The organism is Bacillus sp. LSHTCR4 (assembly GCF_057197025.1).
In genome coordinates this window covers 68,219-93,235 of the sequence record NZ_JBXUNO010000004.1, presented here as the reverse complement: position 1 = coordinate 93,235, position 25,017 = coordinate 68,219, and the positions used below count along the sequence as shown (strand labels likewise).

Annotated in this window: 21 protein-coding genes and 1 pseudogene; 19 read left to right on the top strand and 3 right to left on the bottom strand. The window is 33.3% G+C overall.

Annotated elements, in window-relative coordinates; genetic code table 11:
- The first annotated feature begins 84 nt into the window (after nucleotides 1–84).
- Both AC2CGR_RS22740 and AC2CGR_RS22735 read left to right on the top strand, forming a co-directional pair.
- Entirely contained in the window at nucleotides 85–3,546 is a 3,462-nt protein-coding gene (locus AC2CGR_RS22740) for an S-layer homology domain-containing protein (protein WP_088029227.1), read from the top strand.
- Between the two features lie 9 nt (nucleotides 3,547–3,555).
- On the top strand, nucleotides 3,556–3,969 hold the full coding sequence (locus AC2CGR_RS22735) for a CDI toxin immunity protein (RefSeq protein WP_088029226.1): 414 nt from the start codon (nucleotides 3,556–3,558) through the stop codon (nucleotides 3,967–3,969).
- 154 nt (nucleotides 3,970–4,123) lie between these two features.
- Here AC2CGR_RS22735 and AC2CGR_RS22730 read toward each other — a convergent pair whose 3' ends face one another.
- A complete protein-coding gene (locus AC2CGR_RS22730; protein WP_484481192.1) occupies nucleotides 4,124–5,125 on the bottom strand; it encodes a helix-turn-helix domain-containing protein in 1,002 nt (333 codons plus the stop codon).
- A 403-nt stretch (nucleotides 5,126–5,528) separates the two neighbouring features.
- Between AC2CGR_RS22730 and AC2CGR_RS22725 the strand changes: the two genes are divergently transcribed.
- The 16 genes and pseudogenes from AC2CGR_RS22725 to AC2CGR_RS22650 all read left to right on the top strand — a co-directional run bounded on the left by AC2CGR_RS22725 (nucleotide 5,529) and on the right by AC2CGR_RS22650 (nucleotide 21,314).
- The gene (locus tag AC2CGR_RS22725; RefSeq protein WP_484481191.1) at nucleotides 5,529–6,701 is read left to right on the top strand and encodes a tyrosine-type recombinase/integrase; all 1,173 of its coding nucleotides are present in this window, start codon (nucleotides 5,529–5,531) and stop codon (nucleotides 6,699–6,701) included.
- A 1,204-nt stretch (nucleotides 6,702–7,905) separates the two neighbouring features.
- Nucleotides 7,906–10,179, top strand: coding sequence for an L-type lectin-domain containing protein (locus AC2CGR_RS22720; protein WP_484481190.1), 2,274 nt, complete (start codon nucleotides 7,906–7,908; stop codon nucleotides 10,177–10,179).
- 58 nt (nucleotides 10,180–10,237) lie between these two features.
- Nucleotides 10,238–10,549 carry an LPXTG cell wall anchor domain-containing protein gene (locus AC2CGR_RS22715; RefSeq protein WP_484481189.1) on the top strand — a complete coding sequence of 104 codons (312 nt, stop codon included), beginning with the start codon at nucleotides 10,238–10,240 and terminating at the stop codon, nucleotides 10,547–10,549.
- Entirely contained in the window at nucleotides 10,542–11,225 is a 684-nt protein-coding gene (locus AC2CGR_RS22710; protein ID WP_071680108.1) for a WxL domain-containing protein, read from the top strand. Before AC2CGR_RS22715 ends, AC2CGR_RS22710 begins: the two co-directional genes overlap by 8 nt.
- A gap of 43 nt (nucleotides 11,226–11,268) precedes the next feature.
- Nucleotides 11,269–11,919: a WxL domain-containing protein gene (locus AC2CGR_RS22705; RefSeq protein WP_139889119.1), complete on the top strand. Its 651-nt coding sequence runs from the start codon at nucleotides 11,269–11,271 to the stop codon at nucleotides 11,917–11,919.
- 22 nt (nucleotides 11,920–11,941) lie between these two features.
- Nucleotides 11,942–12,643, top strand: a complete 702-nt coding sequence (locus tag AC2CGR_RS22700) for a WxL domain-containing protein (RefSeq protein WP_139889118.1) — start codon at nucleotides 11,942–11,944, stop codon at nucleotides 12,641–12,643.
- A gap of 80 nt (nucleotides 12,644–12,723) precedes the next feature.
- Entirely contained in the window at nucleotides 12,724–13,743 is a 1,020-nt protein-coding gene (locus AC2CGR_RS22695) for a WxLIP family cell surface protein (RefSeq protein WP_484481188.1), read from the top strand.
- Nucleotides 13,744–14,185: 442 nt separating this feature from the next.
- On the top strand, nucleotides 14,186–14,404 hold the full coding sequence (locus AC2CGR_RS22690; RefSeq protein ID WP_017658121.1) for an alpha/beta-type small acid-soluble spore protein: 219 nt from the start codon (nucleotides 14,186–14,188) through the stop codon (nucleotides 14,402–14,404).
- An 843-nt stretch (nucleotides 14,405–15,247) separates the two neighbouring features.
- Nucleotides 15,248–15,376: a hypothetical protein gene (locus tag AC2CGR_RS22685; RefSeq protein WP_142326298.1), complete on the top strand. Its 129-nt coding sequence runs from the start codon at nucleotides 15,248–15,250 to the stop codon at nucleotides 15,374–15,376.
- A gap of 242 nt (nucleotides 15,377–15,618) precedes the next feature.
- On the top strand, nucleotides 15,619–16,467 hold the full coding sequence (locus AC2CGR_RS22680; protein ID WP_484481187.1) for a HesA/MoeB/ThiF family protein: 849 nt from the start codon (nucleotides 15,619–15,621) through the stop codon (nucleotides 16,465–16,467).
- Nucleotides 16,468–16,480: 13 nt separating this feature from the next.
- Nucleotides 16,481–17,347, top strand: coding sequence for a ThiF family adenylyltransferase (locus tag AC2CGR_RS22675; RefSeq protein WP_017658119.1), 867 nt, complete (start codon nucleotides 16,481–16,483; stop codon nucleotides 17,345–17,347).
- Nucleotides 17,348–17,361: 14 nt separating this feature from the next.
- The gene (locus AC2CGR_RS22670) at nucleotides 17,362–17,799 is read left to right on the top strand and encodes a DUF441 family protein (RefSeq protein WP_065705829.1); all 438 of its coding nucleotides are present in this window, start codon (nucleotides 17,362–17,364) and stop codon (nucleotides 17,797–17,799) included.
- A gap of 14 nt (nucleotides 17,800–17,813) precedes the next feature.
- Nucleotides 17,814–18,875: an alpha/beta hydrolase gene (locus AC2CGR_RS22665; RefSeq protein ID WP_484481186.1), complete on the top strand. Its 1,062-nt coding sequence runs from the start codon at nucleotides 17,814–17,816 to the stop codon at nucleotides 18,873–18,875.
- Nucleotides 18,875–20,290: a homocitrate synthase/isopropylmalate synthase family protein gene (locus AC2CGR_RS22660; RefSeq protein WP_484481185.1), complete on the top strand. Its 1,416-nt coding sequence runs from the start codon at nucleotides 18,875–18,877 to the stop codon at nucleotides 20,288–20,290. Before AC2CGR_RS22665 ends, AC2CGR_RS22660 begins: the two co-directional genes overlap by 1 nt.
- Before the next feature lie 269 nt (nucleotides 20,291–20,559).
- Nucleotides 20,560–20,820: a SunI/YnzG family protein gene (locus AC2CGR_RS22655; RefSeq protein ID WP_017658116.1), complete on the top strand. Its 261-nt coding sequence runs from the start codon at nucleotides 20,560–20,562 to the stop codon at nucleotides 20,818–20,820.
- Nucleotides 20,821–21,130: 310 nt separating this feature from the next.
- Nucleotides 21,131–21,314: pseudogene (locus AC2CGR_RS22650) on the top strand (alpha/beta-type small acid-soluble spore protein).
- A 417-nt stretch (nucleotides 21,315–21,731) separates the two neighbouring features.
- On the opposite strand, the gene AC2CGR_RS22645 reads toward AC2CGR_RS22650, so the two are convergent.
- Both AC2CGR_RS22645 and AC2CGR_RS22640 read right to left on the bottom strand, forming a co-directional pair.
- On the bottom strand, nucleotides 21,732–23,702 hold the full coding sequence (locus AC2CGR_RS22645; protein ID WP_484481184.1) for an FtsX-like permease family protein: 1,971 nt from the start codon (nucleotides 23,700–23,702) through the stop codon (nucleotides 21,732–21,734).
- Nucleotides 23,677–24,447 (bottom strand): ABC transporter ATP-binding protein, encoded by a 771-nt coding sequence (locus tag AC2CGR_RS22640; protein WP_484481183.1) that lies wholly within the window; start codon nucleotides 24,445–24,447, stop codon nucleotides 23,677–23,679. Before AC2CGR_RS22640 ends, AC2CGR_RS22645 begins: the two co-directional genes overlap by 26 nt.
- On the opposite strand from AC2CGR_RS22640, the gene AC2CGR_RS22635 reads away from it, so the two are divergent.
- Nucleotides 24,384–24,797 carry an ATP-binding protein gene (locus AC2CGR_RS22635; RefSeq protein WP_484481291.1) on the top strand — a complete coding sequence of 138 codons (414 nt, stop codon included), beginning with the start codon at nucleotides 24,384–24,386 and terminating at the stop codon, nucleotides 24,795–24,797. The genes AC2CGR_RS22640 and AC2CGR_RS22635 overlap by 64 nt on opposite strands.
- Nucleotides 24,798–25,017: the final 220 nt, after the last annotated feature.

The following is a 25,017-nucleotide window of genomic DNA, read 5'->3' as shown; positions in this document are numbered from 1 at the left end:
ATGAAACATCTTATGAATTAATTATTGTTTAGACAGAATCACTTATTTTGCAATTATATTTTTAAAAATTGAATAGGAGCTATTATGAATACAATTAAGAAATTATTTTTAAGTTTTATGGTATGTATTTTGTTATTCAGTACAGTAGGAACAGCGTATGCAGAACAAAATGGTCAAGTGAATTCATTATCTTTTATTGACGTTCCTAAAACCCATTGGGCGTATAAAGAAATGATGTATATGGCGGAAAATAAGATTATAACGGGATACGGAAATGGGTATTTCGGTGCAGCCGATCCTATTACCCGCGAACATCTCGCTGCTTTCTTGTATCGATATTTAAAACCGCAAGATAGTACAAATAATCCATTTGTTGATATTGGCGACAGCAATTTCAAAAAAGAAATTTTAGCTCTTACAGCACGTGGTATTTTCAGTGTAAATGCTGAAAAAAAATTCAATCCGAAAAATAATATGACACGTGCCGAAATGGCAACTGTGCTTGTCAAAACATTTGATTTAAAACCGCAAGGAAATGTTGAATTTACGGATATGAAAGGTCACTGGGCAAACGAATATGTCAAAATATTAGCCGGTAACAACATAACAAGTGGTACAGGTGACGGCAATTTTAATCCAAATGGCATTGTTACTAGAGAGCAATTTTCTATGTTCTTATATAAGGCAATTATGGCAGTATCAGGTACTAAAAATAATGAAGCGGTTGGCTGGGTCAAAGAAAATGAGAATTGGTACTATTACGAAAAAGATGGAAGCAAAAGAACAGAAACATTTACATTAGATGGCATAGAATATGAATTCTTCAAAGATGGTAGGTTATTTGAAGGGAAAAAACAAGTCGGAAACGAATGGCTTCATTATAAAGAACCTGGAAAATTACAAACAGGATGGAGTTTTTCTGGAACAGCTTGGAGTTATATACGTGATGGGAAATATGCAACAGGAGCTATTACTTATCAAGGGAAACAATTTGAAATTAATAAGTACGGAGAAATGGAAAAAGGATGGATTACATTACGTTCTAAAATTAAAAGAATGTATCCTAAACCAGAAACAAAATTTTTACTAGAGTCAAAACCAGTAAAAGACGGAGATATACTAGAGGTTATTGGTAAACAAGGTATTTGGTATCAGGTAAAATACCAAGGAGACATAGGATATGTAAGGATTTTCGAATCAGTAGTACTAGGAGAAAATCCAACGCGTTCTTGGGATGTTATAAAAGAAGGAACAAGCCTTACACGATTTATACTAACAGAGTATAAAAAAGATCCTGAAAAATACTTTCCTCCAAATGTAATTAAAAATCAGGAGAAAGAACTTCATGAGCTAACAGAGAACGTGAATACCGTGTATTATGATTTCCAACAATTAAAATCTATGTTGTTATTTGATAATGCAAAAGGATGGGTGCAAGAAGAGGGGAAATGGACGTATTATTTAAAAAATGGAAGTCATGTAACTGGACTTCAGACCATTGATAATAAACAATACTATTTTGGACCTGATGGTTTTATGCAAACCGGTTGGATTGATATAGGTGGCGCAAAATATTATGCGAATAAATCTGGTGCGTTACAAAAAGGTATTCAATATATTGATGGGAAAATGCATTATTTTGATAAAAGTGGTATCCTATCGCGAGGTATGCAACAAGTGGATGGAAAACCGTACTACTTTAGTTATGAGAGTGAACCAAAAAGTGGTTGGATGAAATCAGAATATGATTGGTATCTGTTACATCCAAGTGGCGCCTTACAAACAGGAGATTTTACTTATAAAGATAAGGTTTTCTCTTTTAATAAAGATGGCGAAATGATAAAGGGTTGGATCACATTAGAATCTCTCGTAAAAAAAGTATATCCAGAACCAGATTTAAAGAAAGTTTTACGAGCAAAGCACGTAAATAATGGTGAATTAATAGAAGTAACAGGAAAAGTTGGTTCTTGGTATGAAGTAAAATATAAAGGTGAGAAAGGGTATGTACGTATCCATGATGCCATTATTTTTGACCAAGAAGCAAAGACACCGTTATCTTTATTAGACGGTAAATTGAAAATTTTTGAAGGTGTTTTTAACTATATCAAAAGTGACGAACCTTTACTCAATAATACATTGAAAACTCTACAGGACTTAGAAAATAGTACCATTGATTCGATTGAATTGTGGAATAATGTTGCAAAAGACGCTGAAGATGCGAAACGTGACCTAGAAGAACAAAAAAAACAAATACTAGAATTCGATCAGAAAATGAAGGTATTGCAGCAAAAACTAAAAAATGATTGGGACCGTTTAACAAAAGAAGAGATGCGACAGCTGATAGAAATGTTTCAGGCTGATGCTGAAAGAGCTGGTATATACGGAGAAGAACGAGCAAATCATTTTTCAGAACAAATTCTAAGAAGATCTCATGAAATGGTTCGATTCATGGAGGAAGTGGAAAAATCTCTTACTCAAATGGTGGAGTTTAACAATCAAATATATGACGTAACTAGAGAAGAGATACAAAGAGTAGGCAAGTTTCAAGATCAATTTAATGTGTATTTAAAACAAACTACAGATGCGTTTCATGAATTAGCAGAGAGTCATAAGCGTATTCAGCAAGTATTACACGACAATGGTACATTTGAGGATTTAGGAAACATTGCAACAAGTACGATTCGATTAAAACACTCTATAGATGCGGCGAAACCTGGGATGGAGGAACTTGTACAAGTAACAAGAAAAAATGTTCCAGTCATAGCAAAAGATTTACAAGCATTTCAAGAAAGAGTACCAGGCATCTATACGGACGTAAATACAGGATTAGATTTTGGGAATGCGTTTATGGACACAGCTTCTAAAGTTGTCCGACATAAGTATAATATCCCTGCAGCTGCCAACAATGTGGGGAATATTGACTTGAGTAATGCATTACGTGATTTAGGTGGAAATCCATCTCGTATATATAATAGTGCGAATGACGGAGATTTATCGTTCATTTTAGATATCACACCAGGGATTGGAACAGGAAAAGAGATTGGACAACTCATCAAAGGTGAAGACCTAGTAACAGGTCGAAAATACGGTCCAGAAGATTATGGATGGGGCACATTGGCCGTCGTATCTGGTGGTACAACACGAGTTGTTGGTAAAGTTGTAGGGAAGATTGGCGATCTTGAAAAGAAAGGAAAAGCACTAGAAGCAGCTGCTAAAGGTGGGCGTTCTGGAGAGATTGTTCTGGATAAGGTTCAAACATATGAACAAGCAAGAAATAAAGCGTTAAGCTTATTGGGGGATTTAGGGGCAGATTCACAACCATTTATAGGAACAATGGAAAAAAGCGCTGGTTATGGTAAAATTGTTGGCAGAGAGACAGCTGATCATAAAGCGAGATGGCGATTAGATTATGATCCTAGTAAAGGGATGCATATCAATGTAGAAGATTTTAGAAATGGAAAAAAAGATAAAGCAATTAAATATGCAATTCCTTTTGAAGGAGACGAAGAAACCTTTAAATCTTTATTAAAATATCTAAATAAATGAGGTAATAAAATGGCAACATTGTTGGAAGAGTGTATTGAGGCATTAGGTGAAGACATTGAAATTTTAGAAAATACTCAAGGGAAAATGATAGTAAAAAGCTTTGAAAATGCATTTCCTATTACACAATGGGGGAGAGTAGATTGGTCCAACATTGAAAACTATGGTGATTTATATAATGAGGATGAAATAAAATTATATCTACAGAACTTTTTTGGAACATATTCTCAGACAGTATATATTATTTGGGATAATGCCAGAGTACCAGTAATTAAAACAAATTTACATCAAGTTTTAAATGTAATATATGATGTTACAGCTGTTAGTTTTGATACCTGGATATATTCACCAGATATGGGGTTTGTTATTGAGTATCATCATGATGGTGATATACGTATTGGAGACGTGAAAAATATTATTAAATGAATAGATTTTTATAAACAAACGTAGGATTATTTTTACACTATAAGATTAATTCCTACTTTCATGTCTTTGTACACATTGCTATTAAGTTAAAATTTATAAATCTAAAAAAGCGTGGAAAGATTTATTTTCCACGCTTCTTATTACTAATAAATATTTACTGTTGTTCTAAATTTTTTATATAAGATTTTACAGCTTGCAATAAGAATTCTTCCTGTCCCATACCTGAACTCGCTGCCATTTGCACTATTTTCTGCTTAAATTCATGATCTGCATGAAAAGTTAATGGCTCTACATTACTTTTAAAATAAATTCCTTCAACATGTGGAAGTATCGTACCGGATTTCATATGAGAATGTAAGTATTTAATCTCTTCTTGAAATTGCAATGGATCAACTTGTAATACAAAAGGTTTAATTTCTAATTTAATAGTATCAGATGAAACACTCAATCGCATATTTGTGACACCTAGCTCTTTATAAAATGAATTTATTAGATTATAAGTGATGGAATGAAATAGCTGAGGTTTTTTAAATGAAAAAGATAAATATCCACGTTTCGTAATTACCGCTTGTTTCTTAAAAGGCTCAAAGGAGTAATCGCGTTCCTTATAAGTGGATAGAGGGAAAATTTCTTCGTCTTCTGTAAGAATCTTGCCATCTGCTCCATTGATTTCTATTACTCTCGCTATTTTTCCGGTATGTTGATGTGTTAATAATTGATATAAATATATATCTTCGTCTTGAATCTTAGCAATGAATGTTTTTCGCTCTTTTGATGTAGTTTTTTCATAAGTAAGTTGAAAAGTTTCAAGGTCATCTTTATCAATGATATATACTTCTTTTCCACGTTTTTCAATCTTTGAAGCAGGTAGTTTTCCAGATTTGATATATGTAAAGACAGTAGATGGTGCTACATTCAGAATCTCAGCTGCTTCTTTTGTACTATAACCCTCAATCTCTTCGCTATTTTTTAAACGTTCAATATCCTCTAAATAAAAAATCTTACTACCGAATTGCTTCCAGTTATCTTTATATACACATTCTATTAATCCATCTTTTTCTTTCTTTAAAATTGTTTGTACCGTTACTCCTAATAAGTCGGCTGCCTCTTTTGTCGTTACAGTAGGTTTTGTAATGAACAATAAATCTTGTGTCATGAAAGGACACCTCCATAACTATTGTTTACTAGTGTTTTAGATATGTATATATAATATCAGAATATGAAATATATTTAAAATGAGAAATGAAATTTATTAAAGTTCTTATAAATAATTATAATTTTAAAGAATTTTAGATTTGATTTATATCTTAATTTAATTTTAAATTTATCTTCTTTGTAAAATTATTTTGAAATCTAAGGTATTAACTATTAAATGATATCTATTTATTAATAATTTATAAAAAAATATTAGTATAGGTAAATAGAGAAGAATATACGATTCTTATAGAAAGAATATGAATTATCATTTGTATAATGTATAGAAGTAAAATAAAATGATAAGTAAGGATAATAAAGAGAATTATATTCATAATCTTCAATAGGAGTGGTGAATTCGAATTATGGATAAACAAAATGAAAAAGAGAACTTACCTATAATAAAGAATAAAAGTGAAAATATAGATACATATGTAGAAAACATAAGAGATATGGTTCCATTCTTGCATGATAGTCGTTATGTAGATAAGGTGGAAGAAAAGATGGAGGTTGCAGAAAAAGAGGGAAAGAGTAAATATACGTATTTAAGTGATCTGGAAGTCATTTATCATTTCGTACATTTACAAAAAGATATGGATGAGAAGAAGAATAGAAAAGAGGATACGAAAAAGAGTTATATATCTGAAATCTTGTCATTTTGTCAGTGCATGGTGCAGCATGCAGAAGAATTCGAATTGAATGGGGAAGAGGTACAGCAAAATGATTCGTTATTAAAAACATTAAAGCCTTGGCATATTCGTAAATATAATGCTTGGTTGAAGCAGGTAGAGAACGGGAGAAATGGAGATACGTACGCAGTCGCAACACTTGCAAAAAAATCAGTACTTATACGTTCTTTTCTAAAACATCTTCATGTATTTGCTTATATTGAAAGACCTGTTCATGAAGAACTGCAGCGCGCTAATGTAAATGAACAGGATCGGCCAAATCGGGACTTATCTTATGATGAAGTGATGAAAATTTTAAGGTTTTATAAAGAACAAGGGCATTTAGTAAACTATACAATCTTACTAGCTCTAGCAAGTACTGGTGCAAGAATTCAAGAATTGTGCAGCGCGAGAGTGAAAGACTTACATTATGACGGAAAGCACTGGTTAAAAGTTAGAGGAAAAGGGGACAAAGTACGTGAACTTTTCGTTTCAGAACATTTATATCAATGTATTTGTGAAGTGAGAAGAAGAAGGGGTTTCCAAACGGTATTGGAAAAAGGGGATGAGAGTCCGTTATTTATAAATCAAAGGGGAAATGCTTATAACTCTAAAACACTATCTAATCAGGTAACAGATATGATAAAAAAGACGAACTTAGAATTTCTACAGTATCGTGAGAATCCAGTAACAGCACATACATTCCGTCATGCGTTTGCAATCATGGCAGTTGAACAAGGAAATGCTGATTTGTATCATTTAATGCAAACACTGGGGCATGAAAACATTCAAACGACAAAGATTTATTTAGAAAAGCACATGAAGCGGAAAAACAATGTGGGCACCTCGTTTGCAGATCTGTTAATGTGAATTTAAAACATTTAAAACCCTATTTAATTATGTGCTTTTTACATAATTAAATAGGGTTTTATTCATAAAAACTGTTAGTGTTATTTGGGATTGGTGCTCTATCAGGAAATTTATTAATAGGCCAAAAAGTTATCTTTGGTTTGAATCCCGATATAAGAAACAGGATTAATGGAAGAAACTCGCCCTAAATGAAAAATAGAGAAATAGTTAAGTCTAAATCTATATAACCAATGCTGTAAAAAATATAGAGTTTAATAGATCAAAATCAACTATATAATCTGATCTTGAAACACCATAATATAAAGAGGATAAATAACAAATACCTCCTTTTTTCGCTTTGTACTAGTATAATTTCTCTTAGAATTCTTGCGTTATATAAAATGGTAGATATGAACATTGTAAAATATGTTATCTAACTTAGATAATTACTATCATTCTCTCATTAACATGCTGTTTGAAATTATAAGAAATTGCATCTTATAAGGAAAAAATTTAAATATGTCGATTAGTTCTACTATTTTATATGAGGTTTCCAATTGAAATGCCTTTGTACTATGTGTATGGATTCTTAAAATCAGTAGTATGTATGCTATAAGCTTTAGATGAAAAATAGGTTTCCTTTATATTTAATCAGTGTAAATATACAATAATTTGCGATTATTGTATTAATTTATTAAAAAAGCATAATATTTATCACAGCATAGATAGTATTATTTTAATTTATACTGCCTATATTAAATCTGATGCGATACTCAATATTTGTAAAAAATTAGATAAGAACTGGTGTAAATCATCATTATTTTTATGGATTCCGAGATTTTTGCTACAATTATGAATTTCTCACTCTATTTCGCAAAAATTTAGATTGGGTTTAAAAATCTTACAAAATAAATATACAAACAAATATTAAGATTTATCAAGTTCAATAGAGGGAATTATACATATTAACTAGTCAACCAAATCGCTCCTTATAATATAAAAAGCCCCTAACCTACTGTAGAGAGGGCTATACGAAAAACAAAAAACAAAAAATGAAAAAATATAATAATTCTATTAATTTCATTAAATTTATATATATCACAATTAATATTGACCTAAATTTTTTCGCCTTTAAAAGAATTTTTCTATCATTTTAAGTTTATAAATCATGCAAACATATTTATGTCGGCGTATTAACTTCAAACAGAAAGGGGGAAAGTGAGGAATGAAAAAGGTAATAACAAAGTCTTCTTTTGCATGCATTTTAGGAGCATTGTTCTTATTATCAAATCATATTTCAGTTTTTGCAGCTGAAAACCAAGATTCTCCACCGAGTGCTATCAAACTGGATAATATTTTTACTGTTCCTTCAGGGTCCAACAGTATACTTATACAAAATGATAAGTTCGATATCGTTCAGTTAACAGACAGTGTCAAGGATCAGAGTGGAGCGGTTTGGTCAACAGACGAAAATAAAATGGATTTAACAAAAGACTTTGAAGCAGCAATGTATATCTATTTTGGTGATTCTGGTGAAGATGCTGCTGATGGAATGGCATTTGTCATGCATAACGACAAAAATGGAAACAATGCTTTTAGAACTGGGGAAGGTGCTAGGATAGGTGTATGGGATTCTACAAAGCCTAAAGAATTCGGCTTGGCAATTATGAATTCTTTTGCAGTCGAATTTGATACCTACTTTAACAAAGATTTTGATAGAGGGGTTCCAAAGCAGAATCATATCGCATGGAACTATCCGGGGAAAAAAGATACATATGATGATTCGGGATTAATCTTTAAAGACCGAAGAATGATTCATAATGATCTTCAGTTTCCAGGTCTATTATCTAATGATACTTGGCGCTATTTTACGGTTAGGTGGGATAGCAAGCAGAGTATATTAACGTATCAACTCCAAGGATTAAAAAGCGTTTCGGTTCCTATTAATGTGAATGATGTCTTTGGGACAACAGAAGTGTATTGGGGCTTTACCGGTTCTACAGGTGGAAGCTTTGAAATGAATCGAATCGTATTCGATAAGGTACCAGGGCTTGTTGAGGCTGAGGTAAAAGAAGACATTCTAGATATTACGACTAATGAAAGTGTAGTAGGCACAAAAGTTGCTAGTGGTACAAAGTTAACGTATAGCCTGGAAGCGAATTATATTGGTGGTAAACAAGCTTGGAAAAACATTAATGTATCAAGTACGATTGATAGCAATGTGAGTTACGTTCCTGGAAGCCTAAGATTGAAAGACGCATTAGGTAAAGAGACTCCTTTGGATGATTCCTATTGGAAGGATGGTATGTTAAACGCACCCATCTCAGATATGGATTTAAATAATTCAAAGCAAACGATTCTGTTTGATGTAAAAACAAATAAAGTTGGACAGGATACAGTGGTAAGTGAGCATAGTAATTTTTATGGAGACAACTACCATACAAAAACTGCAGAATTAAATTATACAATTAGTGCAAATAAGGCGCCCGAAATAAGTTTGAATCAGGAAAACGAAACATTAAAAGTACCTATGGGTCAAGATGTTGAAGTAAGTGGGAAATGGAAGGATGAAGATGGTACAAAAGTCACAATTACATATAAGTTAAATGGTGAAGTAATTGGTCAAAATCAGCTTCAATCAGAACAGGAAAACACTTTCCAAGATTGGAAATATACGATTCCAAAGGACAAATTACAATTAGGAGTAAACCACTTAGAAGTTTATGCAACAGATGAAAAAGGTGCTAATTCAGAAGTGAAAAGCTTAGAAATATCTATATCCAGTCCTCCAACATTAACTCTAAATGAGGAAAATAAAGAGGAAGAGATAGATTATGGTAAAAGCTTTAATTTCTCTGGTACTGTGAGTGATTTGGATGGTGCTGATAAAGAATTGACTCTCTATTACGTAATCGACGATAACGAGCAGGTTGCTTTTTCGAAAGTTACTAATAGTAACCCGGGAGAAGCAATTAATTTTGCAGGAGAAATCCCTACTTCGAATGTGAATGAGGGGCCTCATACGATTTCAGTTTATGCTATTGATGAAGATGGTTTACAATCTAATATTAGCAAATTTACTTTACATGTAATAAAACGATTAACTTTTGCTGATGACATGAAGGATTTAGAGTTTGTCACGACACAAATTGGTTCCACGCCAAAGATTAGCGAACGAACAACAGAGTATCCAATTCATATTATTAACAGTAAAGGGAAAGGAAGTAAGTGGAAGCTAAAAGCGGAACTTACAAAACCTCTTGTTTCAAAAGAAAACCATACATTAGAAGGCTTATTCTTTAAAAAGTCTAATGGAGAAACAGAAGAACTATTATTAAATACTTCCGTTATTGTGGAGACTGGTGAATCCCCAGAAGACTATTCAGATATTAATCTAAATTGGAAAAATGATGAAGGGCTATTACTAAAGGTAGATCCATCAGCGCATATAGGTTCATATGCTGGTGAATTAACATGGACTTTAGAGGATGCGCCTTAATTAATACTTCGTTGATTCATCTATTAATATTAATATCTAGATATATTGGAGGGTAGGTATGAAGAGGCTAATAGTAAGCATGATTACTTTAGTAGGGATCGTTACTTTTTCTGCTCCATATGATAAGGTCTTGGCAGATCAGGCTACAAGCACTGCTGGTATAAGGTTTGTTGAAGGAAATGATAGTTCCACTGATCCTAATGAAAAGAACCCTTCCCAATCGGGCGGTGAAATAAACCTTCCACAAACTGGTGGGATGGCCTCCACTCCTTATTATGTAATAGGAATTGGTTTAATAGGATTAGCTAGTTTGTTAGTAATGAAATCTAATATGAAAAATGTAGAAGAGAGAGGGAATCAATATGAATAAAAAACTATTATTAGCAGGCGTTCTTACAACTGCAACTCTATTTTCAACTTCTATGCCCACATTCGCAGCAGAAGATTGGAAGACAGTAGTGGGTTCTGAGGATGGAAAAGGTGCTACTTCAGGAGCACACGTGAAATTGAATCCTGCTGACAATCCTACAGACCCTACAGATCCACTTGAGCCAAGTGAACCAGGCGGAGAAACTGGAAACGTAGGACCGTTAACAATTGATAACGTTACTCCTTTAGAGTTTGGCGAGCATGAGTTAAATGGCGGAAAAGTAGAATATACGACAACTAGTATATCACCAAACGTCCAAGTAACGGATAATCGTGGTGAAGGTCAAGGATGGACATTACAAGTAACGTCAACATCTTTCAAAGATATTAACGATGATACGAAAATATTAAAAGGTGCTGTAGTTAGTTTACCAGAGGGAACAATGAAAACTACATCAGGCAACGTATCTGGGCAACCGACACCAAAAGCGGTAGCATTAGATACAGACTCTCCGACAACACAAACGATCATGACTTCCGAACAACACAAAGGTATGGGGACATGGGTTGATTCATTTGCTCAAGATCAAGTGAAAATCACTGTACCTGGTGGTAACTATGCTGGAGAATATGTTTCTACTTTAACTTGGACTTTATTAGACGCACCTCAAGCATAAAAAATAGAAAACTTAAAATAAAACTGCAATAGGGGGAATAGAAATGAGATTTTATAAAATCGTACCCGCTGTAATCGCTACATTTGTAGGTGTAGGAGTAGCATCTGCAACAGAAGTATCAGCAGAAGAACAAGGCCCGGCGAAATCACAGGCGACGGTAGAAATTACACCGGGAGATACAACAACTCCGGTAGATCCTATCGATCCAACAGATCCACCAACGGGACAAATTGGGAACTTAACAATTGATCATGTTTCTAGCTTAGATTTTGGAAGTTTTCAACTTCAATCAGGATCTGTAACATTAACAGCAAAGCAAGATAGTGATAAAGATCCAAACGTCCAGGTAACAGATAAACGCGGAACGGGTGATGGATGGACTTTAACTGTGGCACAAACACAAGAATTTAAGTCTGCAGAAGGACATACATTAGCAGGAGCTAAATTAACTTTACCAGCAGGTAATCTATTGACAAATAATGTTAATAACAATGATAATGCACCAAGTACAAAATCAGTGGTTGTAAACGCTGAATCGAATGTAGTAATGGTAGCAGAAAAAGGCCAAGGTCTAGGAACATGGGCTGATCAGTTTGCTAGAGAGAATACGACATTAGAAATTCCATCTGGAAATTATGCTGGTAGCTATGAATCAGAGTTAACATGGACGTTATCAAACGCTCCACAAGAATAAAATAATAAGGGAGAGAATCGTTATGAAAACAATGAAACTAGCAGCAATTGCTACTCTATTAGGTTCAAGTGCATTAGCACTTGGCACAACTGCACATGCAGATACAGCAAGTACGGCAGAGTCAAAAAACCATATTATTTTTAAAGCAAATACAAATCCAACAAATCCAGTAGACCCAACAGATCCAAGTAACCCGAATCCACCAAATCCAGTAGATCCAACGGATCCAGAAAATCCTGGTACAGGTAATGAAGGCCCGTTATCAATTGACTATGTTTCAAACATTGAGTTTGGTGAGCATGAGATTACTTCAGGTACACAAGTTTATAATGCACAAAACGAAAATCCTTTCGTGCAAGTTTCAGATAACCGTGGGACAGGCGCTGGATGGACATTATCAGCAACAGCAAGCGAATTTAAGAATGAAGATGGCTCAAAAGTATTAAAAGGTGCAGAATTGAGCTTCAAAAATGGTGAAGTAAAAACAAAACCAAATAATGTTTCAAAAGAAGCTGTTCATCATGATGTGACTTTTAATAACAGCGATGCAAAAGTCTTAATGGATGCAGGAGTAGACGCTGGGCGTGGTACTTGGATTGATGTATTTTCTGGAGAAGCTGGAAATAACGATAAAATCCAATTGAAGGTATTAGAAGGTTCTGCTGATGCAGGGGTAGATTATACTGCTACTATCAATTGGGAACTTGCTGACGCACCTAAATAATAAATAAAGAAATGGGACAACCAATACAAGTGAAAGCTTCGTGATGGTTGTCCATTCTCGTTTTTAGAAAGGATAAAAAGATGAATAAAATTAAAAAAATATTACTCTTTACTGTATGTATATTAGGTTTATTTGGAATAAATGTCGAAGCAGCTGATATGAAATATTCAATCGAGGCGAATATTCCAGAGAATCAAATAGATAAAAATTTAACATATTTTGATTTGAAAATGGAACCAGGACAAAAACAGACGATTTCATTGACATTAAGAAATCATTCTGATAAAGCATCCACTTTTACTATAGAACCTCATACGGCTGATACGAATCGAAATGGAGTTATTGATTATAGTAAAAAACTTGAGAAAAAAGATAGTAGTATGAAATATTCATTTGAAGAGTTAATTACTGGTGAAACAAAGCATACTTTGCAACCAAATGAAGAGAAAAAAGTAGAATTTACAATTCAAATGCCAGAAGAAAGTTATGATGGGATCATTTTAGGTGGTTTTTATATTCATAAGCAAGCAGATAATGCAGATAAAGAAAAAGAAAAATCTGTTCAAATTAAAAATGATTTTTCATATGTTATTGGAGTAAAGCTTACAGAAACTTCAAATGAAGTAGAGCCTAAGTTGCAATTAAATGAAGTTAAACCTAATTTAGAAAACTACCGTACTGTAGTAACGGCAAACTTACAAAATACAGAAGCGGTAATTGTTAGTGGATTAAGTGTAGATGCAAAAGTTTATAAGAAAGGGTCCAATGATGTACTTCATGAAACGAAAAAAGACAGTATGTCGATGGCACCGAATTCTAACTTTGACTTTGCAATTAATTGGGATAACCAAGAACTAAAGCCAGGGAAATATCATTTAAAGTTAGCTGCGAAGGATAAGATGGACCGCACTTGGGATTTTGAAAAAGATTTCGAAATTAAGGGAAAAGAATCTAAGTCCTTAAATAAAGATGCAGTTGAATTAAAAGATAATAATACGAAGCTATACATTATTATAGGGGTTTGTGTGTTTCTAATTGCTATCTTGGCAGTAATACTAATAGTTATGATGAAGAAAAGAAAAAGTAACGATGTAGAGTAATAGATTTTTATAAATTGGAAGTAAATAACCTATGTGACGGAGAAAAATAGTGAAGTATTAATTATAAAGTAGATGATTTTCGAAAATGTTAGTACGATAGGGGCACTCGCTTTTCTATTTTTAATGATTTATCTTGCGACAGATCCCAACGAAGTAAGCATGCTAACAATCTCAGCTTACTCCGTTAGGGTGTAGGGCGCATCTACATACTAAGAACTGGCTAAGAAAAATCAATAAAGGTAGAGGTCCTGGCGTTCAATTAGAGAAGAAATGAATGTATTAGGAATTCAGGATTCAGATGTGCTTCAAATTCAGTTAGTTGAATATGGGAAAGAGAGAAAGAAAAAGAGTTATCTTAAAAATATTAAAAGAAAATAGTTTACTTACGTATAAATATCATAATTAAGCACATGTTATATACAAATATAGTGGAGGTGCAATTATGAATATTCAAAGACATGTAAGTAATACAAATGAAATTCTTATTTCTGCTGCTGCAAGTGCTATTGAACAAATGAAGTATGAAATTGCTCATGAATTAGGAGTCACATTAGGACCTGATACATCCTCACGTGCAAATGGCACTGTCGGTGGAGAAATTACAAAACGCTTAGTTCGAATGGCTGAAGAACAATTAACAGGACAACACAGATTACATTAAGTTAAAATAATAAAAGAAAAAAGGGCCCATAAAACGGACCCTTTTTCTTTTTATTTACAAAAAATCTGAAAATTAGTTTTTATAACTTAAAAACGACCTTTCAGATTCTTTCATAAGAGGTTTTATTCAATAAGGTAATACTATAAGGGCTAAATTAAAAATAATCCATTACAAGTAGATTAAGAGCTATTTAGCATATTATTATTATATTAATTTATTAAAAACCTATAAGTAATGAAGTCATCGCTTTAATTAACCATTGATATTGATCGATAAATAGGGGCACCATTTCCTACACAGTAGCCTTTAGAAAAGATGTAATGCATATTCATAATGGTTAATCATTCTTATACCTTTTTACATTTCCTCCTCTCTAGTTGAATATAGAGCTACTTCACAAACAGCATCAAGATGATATAAATTTCAAACAAATATTATAGTTACTACAAAATTTATTTAAATATTCTAACCATTTGATACCTGGGTAAAATATAGCATATATTGTCGAAATTCGTCTACAATATATCAGAATTATTAAAAAACAAAAGATGGCATCGATGATTTTCGAAGGTTAACAGGTTCTATTAAAAAGTTTTAATAACGAAAACCCTATCTTTTTACAGTTATTAATGAGAATTTGACTTATATTTTTCATTTTTGGGACAATTAATTTCTTAAGCTACTAGATGTGTAATGATATCTACAATGTAACGAAGATGGAACGATGGTTAAAGATTGGAAAATATCAATGGAAAATGGTACTACTCTTATGAAAAAGGTCCCAAGGCTACAAAATTTAATACTATGAATGGAAAAATGTATTAATTTGATAATAACGGCGCTATGTCTACTGGATGGTTGAAAGAAAATAAAAATTGGTACTACTTAAATGCAAATGGATCAATGAAAACAAATTGGTTACAAAAAATAGAAGTTGGTACTATTTACAATCTAACGGTGCAATGGCAATAGGGAAGGATAGCGTTTTTGTATGTCTAATTCTGTATCTGATGAATTACAACTATTTGCTCAAGAGATTCAAAGTCTTTTATCTCAAACATTAGAACCCAAAAGATAAATAACTTGAAAATTTCATTTCTTTTTACAGATAACTCACAAAAATAACATATTTCAATCTTATTGTTATATGTAATGATTATTTTATATAGCTAGTTTTTTTCAAAATAATTATTACATATACAGGAGGTTTTGAAATGGATATGGATTCCTATTACTGGGAAATGGTAAAAAAGAATATTGGTGTTTATTCAAAAGCGGAACAAGAATGTCTTAGGAATAAAAGAGTAATTATCTTTGGGTTAGGGGGAGTAGGAGGTTACGAAGCAATCCTCTTTTCTAGGATGGGGATTGGGCATATTACAGGGGTCGATCCAGATGAATTTGAAATATCTAATATAAACAGACAAATGTTAGCCCTTTCTAGTGTGGTGGGAACACCAAAAGCAAAAGTTGCAGAACAGGTAGTAAAAGATATACATCCATATATTTCAACAAACTTCTTACAAGAAAAAGTAGATGAAGACAATGTAATGGAACTGATAAAAGGACACGATATTGTGGTAGAAGCTGTCGATGATATGCCTTCCAGGGTAATTATACATAGAACAGCTAGGGAATTAGGTATACCGAGTGTAGGGATGTCAGGTAGTCCACCTACAAGAGGATTTGTTTCTACATTCTATCCAACTGGAATTCCTTATGAGGAGGCATTGAATGTGTCGATTGTAGGTTCAAAATTAACAGATCCTAAACTAAGGCAACAAATTGCTGATGTCAAGAAAAAAAGAGCATGGTATTCAGTCGAAAAAGGAGCACCAGAAGATTGGGCACAAGATTTTTGCGACGGAAAAGTAGGATGGATTATTACCCCTATGCGTGCTCATCTTTTATCACTTTTTAGTTTTCATGAAGCAATTCAAGTGCTAACAGGTCGTGAACCTTTAGCTAGAGCACCAAAGGGCATAGTTATAGATGTAGATAGTCTCACTCCTGTCCAGGTAAAAGACGCACCAGAAAACGGTTGGGATTATGCAACATTATAAGGGGGAAGCAAATTTGTTCAATGAAAATTTAAATACACAAAATATATATGAAGAGAGCTTTACACGAAATATTGGTGTGATTTCTATAGAAGAACAGAAGAAATTAAAGAATGCTCGTGTTACTGTAGTGGGGGCTGGAGGAGTAGGGGGGATTACACTTATCCAGTTGGCACGAATGGGGATAGGAAATCTTCATGTGATTGATCAGGATGTTTTTGAAGCGAGTAATATTAATCGACAAATGCTTAGCTCTATAAGTAATTTAGGGAAGTCAAAGGCACTTGTGGCTCTAGAAACCTTAAAAGACATTAATCCTTTACTACAAGTAAAGATCACACAAGAGTTTGTTACAGAAAATAACGCAAAAGATCTGCTAGCAAATACAGATATCATTATAGATGCTACTGATAATTTGGTCGCAAGAGTTATTATTCACCGTACGGCTCAAGCTTTAGGAATTCCTTCTATCTGGATTGCTGTTACTCCTCCTTTTAGAGGTGGGGTAATGTCATTAACTCCTGAATCTGTCCCTTATGAAATTGCATTAGGATATCCGTCTTATCAACAAGAACTGACGCCTGAAATGCAAAATAGAATTCATAGTTTAAAAGATGGACGTGCTCTGTATTCTATCAAACATGGTGCAGATGAACAGTGGGCGAATAGCTATGTGAAAAAAGATCGCCCATGGGCTGTACTATCTCCTGTTGCAAATATTGTTGGGATTCTAGCAAGCTTTGAAGCATTCAAGTTTATTGTAAATCGAGAAGATTTACAACCTATAACCAGTCCAAATATTATACAAATTAACCTTTCAGATCCAAATATGGTACAGGTATGTGAACCTGAAAACGGCAGTTGGAATTATACAACTTTATAGAAGAGGGAAAATATATGGTTTCTTTTATACTGCTAGGAATTATTTTTATACTCGCTTTGGTTGTTAAAGATTATGCATTAGCTAGTGCAGCAAGTTTACTAGGTGTGTTGCTTGCTATTGGGCAAAAAGCGATATTGCATTATATTCAACAATATGCCTTTCCGATTGGAATTTTCTTTCTCATGTTATTTCTTTTAGTGCCTATCACATCTGGGAAGATTACCATTGAAAACATAATAAAATGTATTACCTCTCCTATTGGTTTGGGGTCAATTTTAGCGGGTTTTATGGTGTCGTTTATAGGAGGAAAAGGGGTAGGGGTTCTACCTATGAATCCTACCATATTATTAGGCGTTTTAATTGGTACTCTGATTGCCGTATTGTTTACAAAGGGGTTACCAGCTGGATTAATTATTGCAGCTGGAATTATAGCCATCATTTCTATGAAATGAAAGGGAATTTAAAAATGAAGAAAAATTGGAAATATATAAGTTTAATAGGAGTATTCTTTATTTTTTTACTGTCTAGCTGTTCTAATCACCAAGAGGTTCAAAAGAAGAGCAAAGAATCTAAAATAGCAAAAGAAGAATATAAAATCTCACAAGAAGACGAAACATTATTTTTACTTCATAAAAGTATAAATACCAAAAAACAGTATACATCTGACGAAATCATTTTGTTTTTAGAACCGTTTAGTGTTCCTACTGCAGAAGCTTTTGATGTATCAAAATACTCATGGATGGATGCGTATGCTAAAAAAGGATATGACACGTGGGCAATGGATTTTAGAGGATTTGGGCAATCTTCAAGACCGAAAGAAATGTCAGAACCGCCTAATCAAAATAAACCAATCATTCATTTGGACGATGCAACAAAAGATTTAGAAACGGTTGTAAATTGGATTAAAAGTAAAAGAAATGTAAAAAAAATTCATCTTGTTGGCTGGTCATATGGGGGAGTGGTAGCTGGAAATTATGCAATATCACATTCTAATGATGTTAATACACTTGTTTTATATGGATACATGCATGGATTTACGCTTCCAATGATGACAGAGCCCTTTGACAATCCGTTACAGCGAGGGGAATTCAATCCACATGCACCCTCTTATCAAGCTGTAGACTTTGATAAAGGAATGCATCACTGGCATATGATGATGGGCGAGAAAAAAATTGTAACAAATGAAGCTCTGGATTCTGTAAAAGAAGTATTTCTTCGCTCAGATCCAATTAGCGAGAAAAATAATGGCATAATTCGTCGACCGATGGGGCCTCTTGAAGATTTATATTCTATTTGGAATAACCGTCCTTTATATGATGCATCTCAGATTACTTCTCCTGTGCTGGTTATTTATGGAGAAGATGATTTATTTGCCGATAGAGATATGTTGTCAAAATTAACAGGTGCCAAACACAAAAAGGAAGTTGTGATTCCTGATGCCACGCACTGGGCTGTTTATGAAAAAAATCACCCTATACTATTTGAACAAGTATTGAACTTTATAGAAATGAAAGAAGGAAAAGAGTAATGAGCCAGAATATAACAATATTAGATGCCACTTTACGCGAAGGCGAACAACAATGTGGAGTCCGTTTTTCAAAAGAAGATAAAATTAACCTACTTCATATGTTGGAGGATTTTGGAATCACCTTAATTGAGGTTGGACATCCTGGGGTTTCTCGTGAAGAAGAGGAGATCTGCCAAGAGGTTGCTGCCTCTGCAGAACATGCTGATATTTTAATGCATGCTCGAGCAAAAAAAGAAGAAGTTCATGCTGCTTATCGAGCTGGTGCCGATTGGGTAGGAATTTGGGCGTCTATTAATCCAATTTCTTTGCAAACAAAGTATACCAATCGATCAAAAGATTATGTGGTAAACCAAGTGAAACAAGCGATTGAAGAAGCTAGCACTTTAGGAATGAAAACAAGATTTACAATTGAAGATGCGTCCAGAACTACCTGGGAAGATATTGCTTACCTTGGACAAATTGCATACGAAGCTGGAGCAAATCGGATTAGTTTGGCAGACACTGTGGGGATTTGGGAACCTAATGAGTGTGCAAATATAGTCAAGAAAGCGGTAGAAACATTTCCTTGTGAAATTGAAGTTCATCTTCATAATGATTTAGGACTAGCAATAGCCAACGCTCTTGCTGCTATTGATGCTGGGGCTTGTGTTATTGATGCAACTTTATGTGGGATAGGTGAACGGGCTGGGATTGTTGATTTACTAAATTTATCTGTTCTGTTATCACAAAAATATAATCAATACTTTCAATTAAAAATGATTCCAGAATTAACACAATCTCTTCAATTGGCTACAGGTTGTAAAGTTGATCATTGGAGACCTATCATTGGAAAAAATGTTTTTACACATACAGCACCTTATCACGTAAAAGCTGTGAATCATAATGTTTTAGCATATGAAGGAATTCAACCTGAAATGATAGGAAGAGTGAGGAAGATACAACAAAAACAGGTAGAACGAAAAGGCCCTCGTCTTTCAAAGAATTTACGTGTTAGTAAACCATTTGTAAAAGGGGCATCTGAACTTTTGTATCATAGGGATGGACCAGGGGAACGATGGGTACAAATCGATCATAGAACAGATGAGCGTGCTTCATTTTATGTAATACAACGTATATTCTGTAACCAACATATGGACGAAAACTTGGAAGGTCATGTGGATTATCATGCACATCATTGTGATAGTGCTTTTATTTTTTGGGGTAATAACATAGATGGTACAGGGCTTATATGTGAAGTGGAAATCGAAGGAGACGTGCAAATCATTGAAAGCCCTGCATCTGTTTTTATTCCATCCGGTTTCAAACATAAATACAAGTACCTTTCAGGTATAGGAACATACACAAACATTGTACTAGCACCTAATTATAATTCAAGCTTGTTAGAAGAAGAGCTTTCGAAATTATATATATATTAACAAAGATTAGAAACAGATGGGATCCAATAGATTTTTTGAATCCTATCTGTCTTTTTGAATGGCCCCAAAAAGAAGGAATCGTTGCCGTATCCCTATAGCGTCCTATCTCAAAATAAATGAGTACAAAATTAATTAATCCTCTTTTATCATAAATACTTGTATTTACAAAATGGCTGTGAAAATATAAATGAAATTGGAGGGTTTATGCTCTTAATATTTATTTTATATTATATAGACAAACTTAAATATGTTGGGGAGTTAATAGTAACATGAAAGAAATTGAAATTATAAAATCAAAAGAAACAATGACTATTATATGGCAAGGTGCAATGATAAGTATTCCCTTAGAGGACATACTTAAAGTTTATAAAAATAATAATAATATTACAGACACTACCAAAGTGGTGAATATCGGAAAATGCATTCAGCATTCAGAACATATCTTTATTAGAACAAAGAAATTAGATTACTTATTATTTACAACTAATAAGTTAGCACTTCTAAATAAAATTAACCTTCAATTATTTTAAAAGATACTTAAAAAGGATCTGGTGCAAAATGGATTTTTATATGAGTAGTAAATGAGCTGTGAAAACTGCCAAGCTTTTTCTAAAAAATCCGTGGTTTCTTAGGTTCTGTTGCGAAGTTGTGTAAATGAATTTACATTCTTGAAACAAGGAGTAAAGAGAAACAGTTCAAAGAGAATATTATCTTGGAAGCTAGATGAAACTTATATAAAAAGGAAGACTTTCAAAATGAGAAAGTCTTCCTTAGCTTTTTCCTAATCCCAATTAATATCCCCAGTAGTTATAGCTCCTTTAGCTTTGCAATACAAATAAAATTCTTATTTCTGCTGCAAGCAAGTGCTATTGAGCAAATGAAGTATGAAATTTCCCGTGAATTGGGAGTCACACTAGGACCTGATACATCATCGCGTGCAAATGGCTCTGTCGGTGGAGAAATTATAAAGCGCTTAGTTCGAATGGCTGAAGAGCAATTAACAGGACAATACAGGTTACACTAAGAATAAAAAATAAAAGGAATAAGGATCCCCTAAGATGAATTTACTCCCTTTTATTTACATAAAATCTAAAAATAGGTTTTTAAAACTTAAAAACGGCCACTCAGATTCATTTATAAGAGCTTTTATTTGTTGTGACAATACACATAGTATAGAAACTCATTAAACCCTTTAAAATCAACCTGGAGTCTATTAAACGTTGTTTCGCCTAAAATCTTTATTTTTTATTGTTTTAAGGTGTAATTTGTAAGAATTCATCTACAAATTCTAAAATAACAGCATAAGTTAAAAGAAAAAATGGTAATAAATTTCCAAATATAACGAAATAAAATGCCTAACTTTCCTGAGTAACATTGAGCTGAAAAACAATGTTCCATTTAATGTAGTTAGTTTGTAAATATGCTTAAACTACCTGAAACATTAGCGTATTAATTGAAGTATCTGACGTAAATAATTTCTTCGTATGATTAAGAAATAAACAATTTGCACACATATAAAACTTGTAAAGATAAGAATAGAATTTCCTGTAACAGATAAATCTATATACTTACGCTGCGCTAAATATTGTAATGCTACAAACGCCACGCTACTATGAATTATCGCAATTACAATTGGTACAAAAAATAATATACTAATTTGTTGAGTTACAATTTTTTTTAACTCTTTTTGGGTTAATCCTACTTTAGAAAGCATTTCATACTGTTGTTTGTCTCGATCTAGATCTGTAAATAGACGGAAGTACAAAAAGCTGATCGCAAACACAAAAAATACAATTCCTACTAATACACTAATAATAGAAAGAAGTCCATTCGCTTGTTTTCCTTCTAACCATTGTAAAAATAAGGATTCAAATTTATAAGATGGATTCATTTTTTCGCTATCATAAGGGAACATCTTTATGAATTGTTTAGAGATATCTTCTGTTTCTGTCCAATTTTCAATTAAAAAACCATATTGTGTATATTCATTATGCTCTTGTTTTTGCAATGGTGGCGTATTGATTATTTTTTCGTAAACTGAATCTGAGACAACAGAAATATAACCATAGGAAGGACTCAATATATTATCCATTAATAATTTTTCACCAGAAACATTGATACGTATATTCCCTTGCTGCAGTGTATAAGATGAAACTTCTTTTTTTAGTTCATCTTGAGATTCTCTTCTAAGCCTACTTTTTGATGGAAGAATGAGGCTGTCATGTTCATTCTGCAAAGTCTCAACAGGATACCCTAGTATTTTAGCGGATGCATTATAATCAGTAAGCTTCATGATATCTGCCGTATTTTCTGTTGTAAAAACAGTAGGAGAGACCAATTTATAGGAAAAGTCAGCATCATTCAATTGTTTTTGTATCTGAGCAATATGAGATGCTTCCTCCACATTTTCCTTATAGGATGTATAACTAAATGCATAAGGAGTCTGAGATTGTACGAATGTACTGCTTCCCACTGCAAGACAAACACCAATAGAAGTAAAAGCAACAGTAGAAAGAATACACACTAGAAATAGGGTTTTCGCATTATCTGTCATTCGATACGCTAACTCTGAAAGAGTTAACAGATTGGTCTTTTTAAAGAACGTATGTTGACGCTTCTTCAATGTTTGGATGAGATAAAAGCTGAGTTGGGTAAATAAAAAGTATGTTCCTACTACAGTGAAAAAGACGCAAGCTAACATAACATATACAAAACTATCTCCTTTCCATAACGCAGTATATAAATAAAATGCTGATGCATATCCTATACCAATAAAAAGAATAGAGAGTAAACCTAACCATTTAGATGACTTTGGTTCTGGTTTTGGTTTTTCTTCTGATTTCATGAGTTCGATAAGCTGAGATAATTTCATCATTCGCGTAGTGTACAAAGAAACAACTATAAATAGGATGAGGAACGAGAGACCTGTTATTAGAATTGCTTTGGATGGAAAATAAAATGGAAGACCACCTTTTAATGTCAAAAGAGAAGCGCTCAGTAACAAAACTAATTTTCCAAAGACAAGTCCAAGTCCAATACCAACAAGAATAGAGCAACACCCAATGAACATATTTTCAATAAAGATCAGTTTGTGTAATTGGGAGTTAGCCATACCATGGAGCATTAAAATTCCAAATTCTCGCTTTCTTGTTTTTAAAAATGCAGTGACAGAATATAAAATGAAGAAAAAGGAAAAAAATACAATCAAATATTGAGCAATCTTAAATCCTTGTGTGCCCAAAGCACTCATGGTTGCACTTGTCGATGCAAGTTTCCCAGTGAAATAAGGGTGGAATGCGAGTAACTCGAAAGCAAAAAAAATCATAACAGAAAATGTACTACTTAAAAAATGACCGATATATAATCGTTTATTGCGAATGACGTTATTACATGCGAATTGACGAAAATTCATGTTGATTTCCTCCTAGTAAGGATAATACATCTATAATGTTTTGATAAAACATCGAACGATTATCACTACAATAAATTTCATTATAAAATGTACCATCTTTAATAAAGACCACTCGGTCGCAGTAACTCGCAGCCATTGGATCATGTGTCACTAACATCATGGTTGCTTGTTGTTCCTTGTTTAATGTTGTTAATAGTTCCATTACATCACCAGCAGCTTTTGAATCTAAGTTCCCTGTCGGTTCATCTGCAAGAATTAATCGAGGAGAATGAATGAGTGCACGAGCAATCGCTGTTCGTTGAGCTTGTCCACCTGAAATTTCATAAGTTCGTTTATTTAAAATTTCCCCAATACCTAATTGGTTGGAAATGAATTCTACTCGTTTGTGCATTTCTTTCAGATTTACATTGTCTAATGTAAGTGGAAGAAGAATATTTTCTTTTACTGTTAAAGTATTCAAAAGGTTAAATGATTGAAAGATAAATCCTAATTCACGACGTCGAAATAGCGCCAAGTCATGAGAGGACAAACGATAAGGGTCCTTACCATTAATCAATATTTCTCCCGATGTTGGCGCATCAATAGTAGAAATCATATTGAGGAAAGTAGTTTTTCCACTTCCAGATGGCCCCATTATTCCTATAAACTCCCCTTTATTTATGGTCAAATCAATACTTGAAAGTGCTTTATAGGATACTTTTCCTGTGTAGAGTTTACTTAAGTCGCGAACCTGTAGTATGCCCATACGAGTATACCTCTTTTCTTGTAGTTTATGTTAATGAGTGTATCCAAACTACAATATTTCTCATATTGAATTATCTTTCATTTGTCTTACAAACCCGAAATACTTCTGAATATTTCGAAATAAAAGCGGTTTTAATCGTCATATTTAGGGGAACCTTTTACAGCATTAAGGAAGAGGGAATCAGCTTAGGATTAATGGTCTGTTATAAAATTATTAAAGCACACCAGGGGAAGGTATTTATTAAGAGTGAAGTGAATAAGGGAACTATAGTTGAAGTCACTCTCCCAATTTGCACACTTCAAAATTATTACATTCTTTTGCTGAAATTTTATAAGTTAGTAAGCAGTTAGCTTTGGCTAGCTGCTTTTTTGTATATATTGTAATCGATTCTTCATATTACGGCTTTTTGATGTTTCATATATAGATTTTAAAAACTTTGTAAGTGTTTTGTAACATTTACGAGAGACTTTTTTAACAGTTATGAGAGAGAAAAGAAAGATTCGTTATATATGATGAAATTAACCTTACAAGTAGGTGTTCTAATCGACCTAGAAACCAAGGAGGAAAAAT

Coding starts and splice junctions, on each gene's coding strand:
- AC2CGR_RS22710 (WP_071680108.1), top strand. CDS start 10,542: ATGAATAAAAAACTATTATTAGCAGGCGTTCTTACAACTGCAACTCTA.
- AC2CGR_RS22725 (WP_484481191.1), top strand. CDS start 5,529: ATGGATAAACAAAATGAAAAAGAGAACTTACCTATAATAAAGAATAAA.
- AC2CGR_RS22740 (WP_088029227.1), top strand. CDS start 85: ATGAATACAATTAAGAAATTATTTTTAAGTTTTATGGTATGTATTTTG.
- AC2CGR_RS22645 (WP_484481184.1), bottom strand. CDS start 23,702: ATGAATTTTCGTCAATTCGCATGTAATAACGTCATTCGCAATAAACGA.
- AC2CGR_RS22705 (WP_139889119.1), top strand. CDS start 11,269: ATGAGATTTTATAAAATCGTACCCGCTGTAATCGCTACATTTGTAGGT.
- AC2CGR_RS22655 (WP_017658116.1), top strand. CDS start 20,560: ATGAAAGAAATTGAAATTATAAAATCAAAAGAAACAATGACTATTATA.
- AC2CGR_RS22700 (WP_139889118.1), top strand. CDS start 11,942: ATGAAAACAATGAAACTAGCAGCAATTGCTACTCTATTAGGTTCAAGT.
- AC2CGR_RS22685 (WP_142326298.1), top strand. CDS start 15,248: ATGTCTACTGGATGGTTGAAAGAAAATAAAAATTGGTACTACTTAAAT.
- AC2CGR_RS22670 (WP_065705829.1), top strand. CDS start 17,362: ATGGTTTCTTTTATACTGCTAGGAATTATTTTTATACTCGCTTTGGTT.
- AC2CGR_RS22715 (WP_484481189.1), top strand. CDS start 10,238: ATGAAGAGGCTAATAGTAAGCATGATTACTTTAGTAGGGATCGTTACT.
- AC2CGR_RS22695 (WP_484481188.1), top strand. CDS start 12,724: ATGAATAAAATTAAAAAAATATTACTCTTTACTGTATGTATATTAGGT.
- AC2CGR_RS22665 (WP_484481186.1), top strand. CDS start 17,814: ATGAAGAAAAATTGGAAATATATAAGTTTAATAGGAGTATTCTTTATT.
- AC2CGR_RS22680 (WP_484481187.1), top strand. CDS start 15,619: ATGGATATGGATTCCTATTACTGGGAAATGGTAAAAAAGAATATTGGT.
- AC2CGR_RS22735 (WP_088029226.1), top strand. CDS start 3,556: ATGGCAACATTGTTGGAAGAGTGTATTGAGGCATTAGGTGAAGACATT.
- AC2CGR_RS22690 (WP_017658121.1), top strand. CDS start 14,186: ATGAATATTCAAAGACATGTAAGTAATACAAATGAAATTCTTATTTCT.
- AC2CGR_RS22640 (WP_484481183.1), bottom strand. CDS start 24,447: ATGGGCATACTACAGGTTCGCGACTTAAGTAAACTCTACACAGGAAAA.
- AC2CGR_RS22730 (WP_484481192.1), bottom strand. CDS start 5,125: ATGACACAAGATTTATTGTTCATTACAAAACCTACTGTAACGACAAAA.
- AC2CGR_RS22720 (WP_484481190.1), top strand. CDS start 7,906: ATGAAAAAGGTAATAACAAAGTCTTCTTTTGCATGCATTTTAGGAGCA.
- AC2CGR_RS22660 (WP_484481185.1), top strand. CDS start 18,875: ATGAGCCAGAATATAACAATATTAGATGCCACTTTACGCGAAGGCGAA.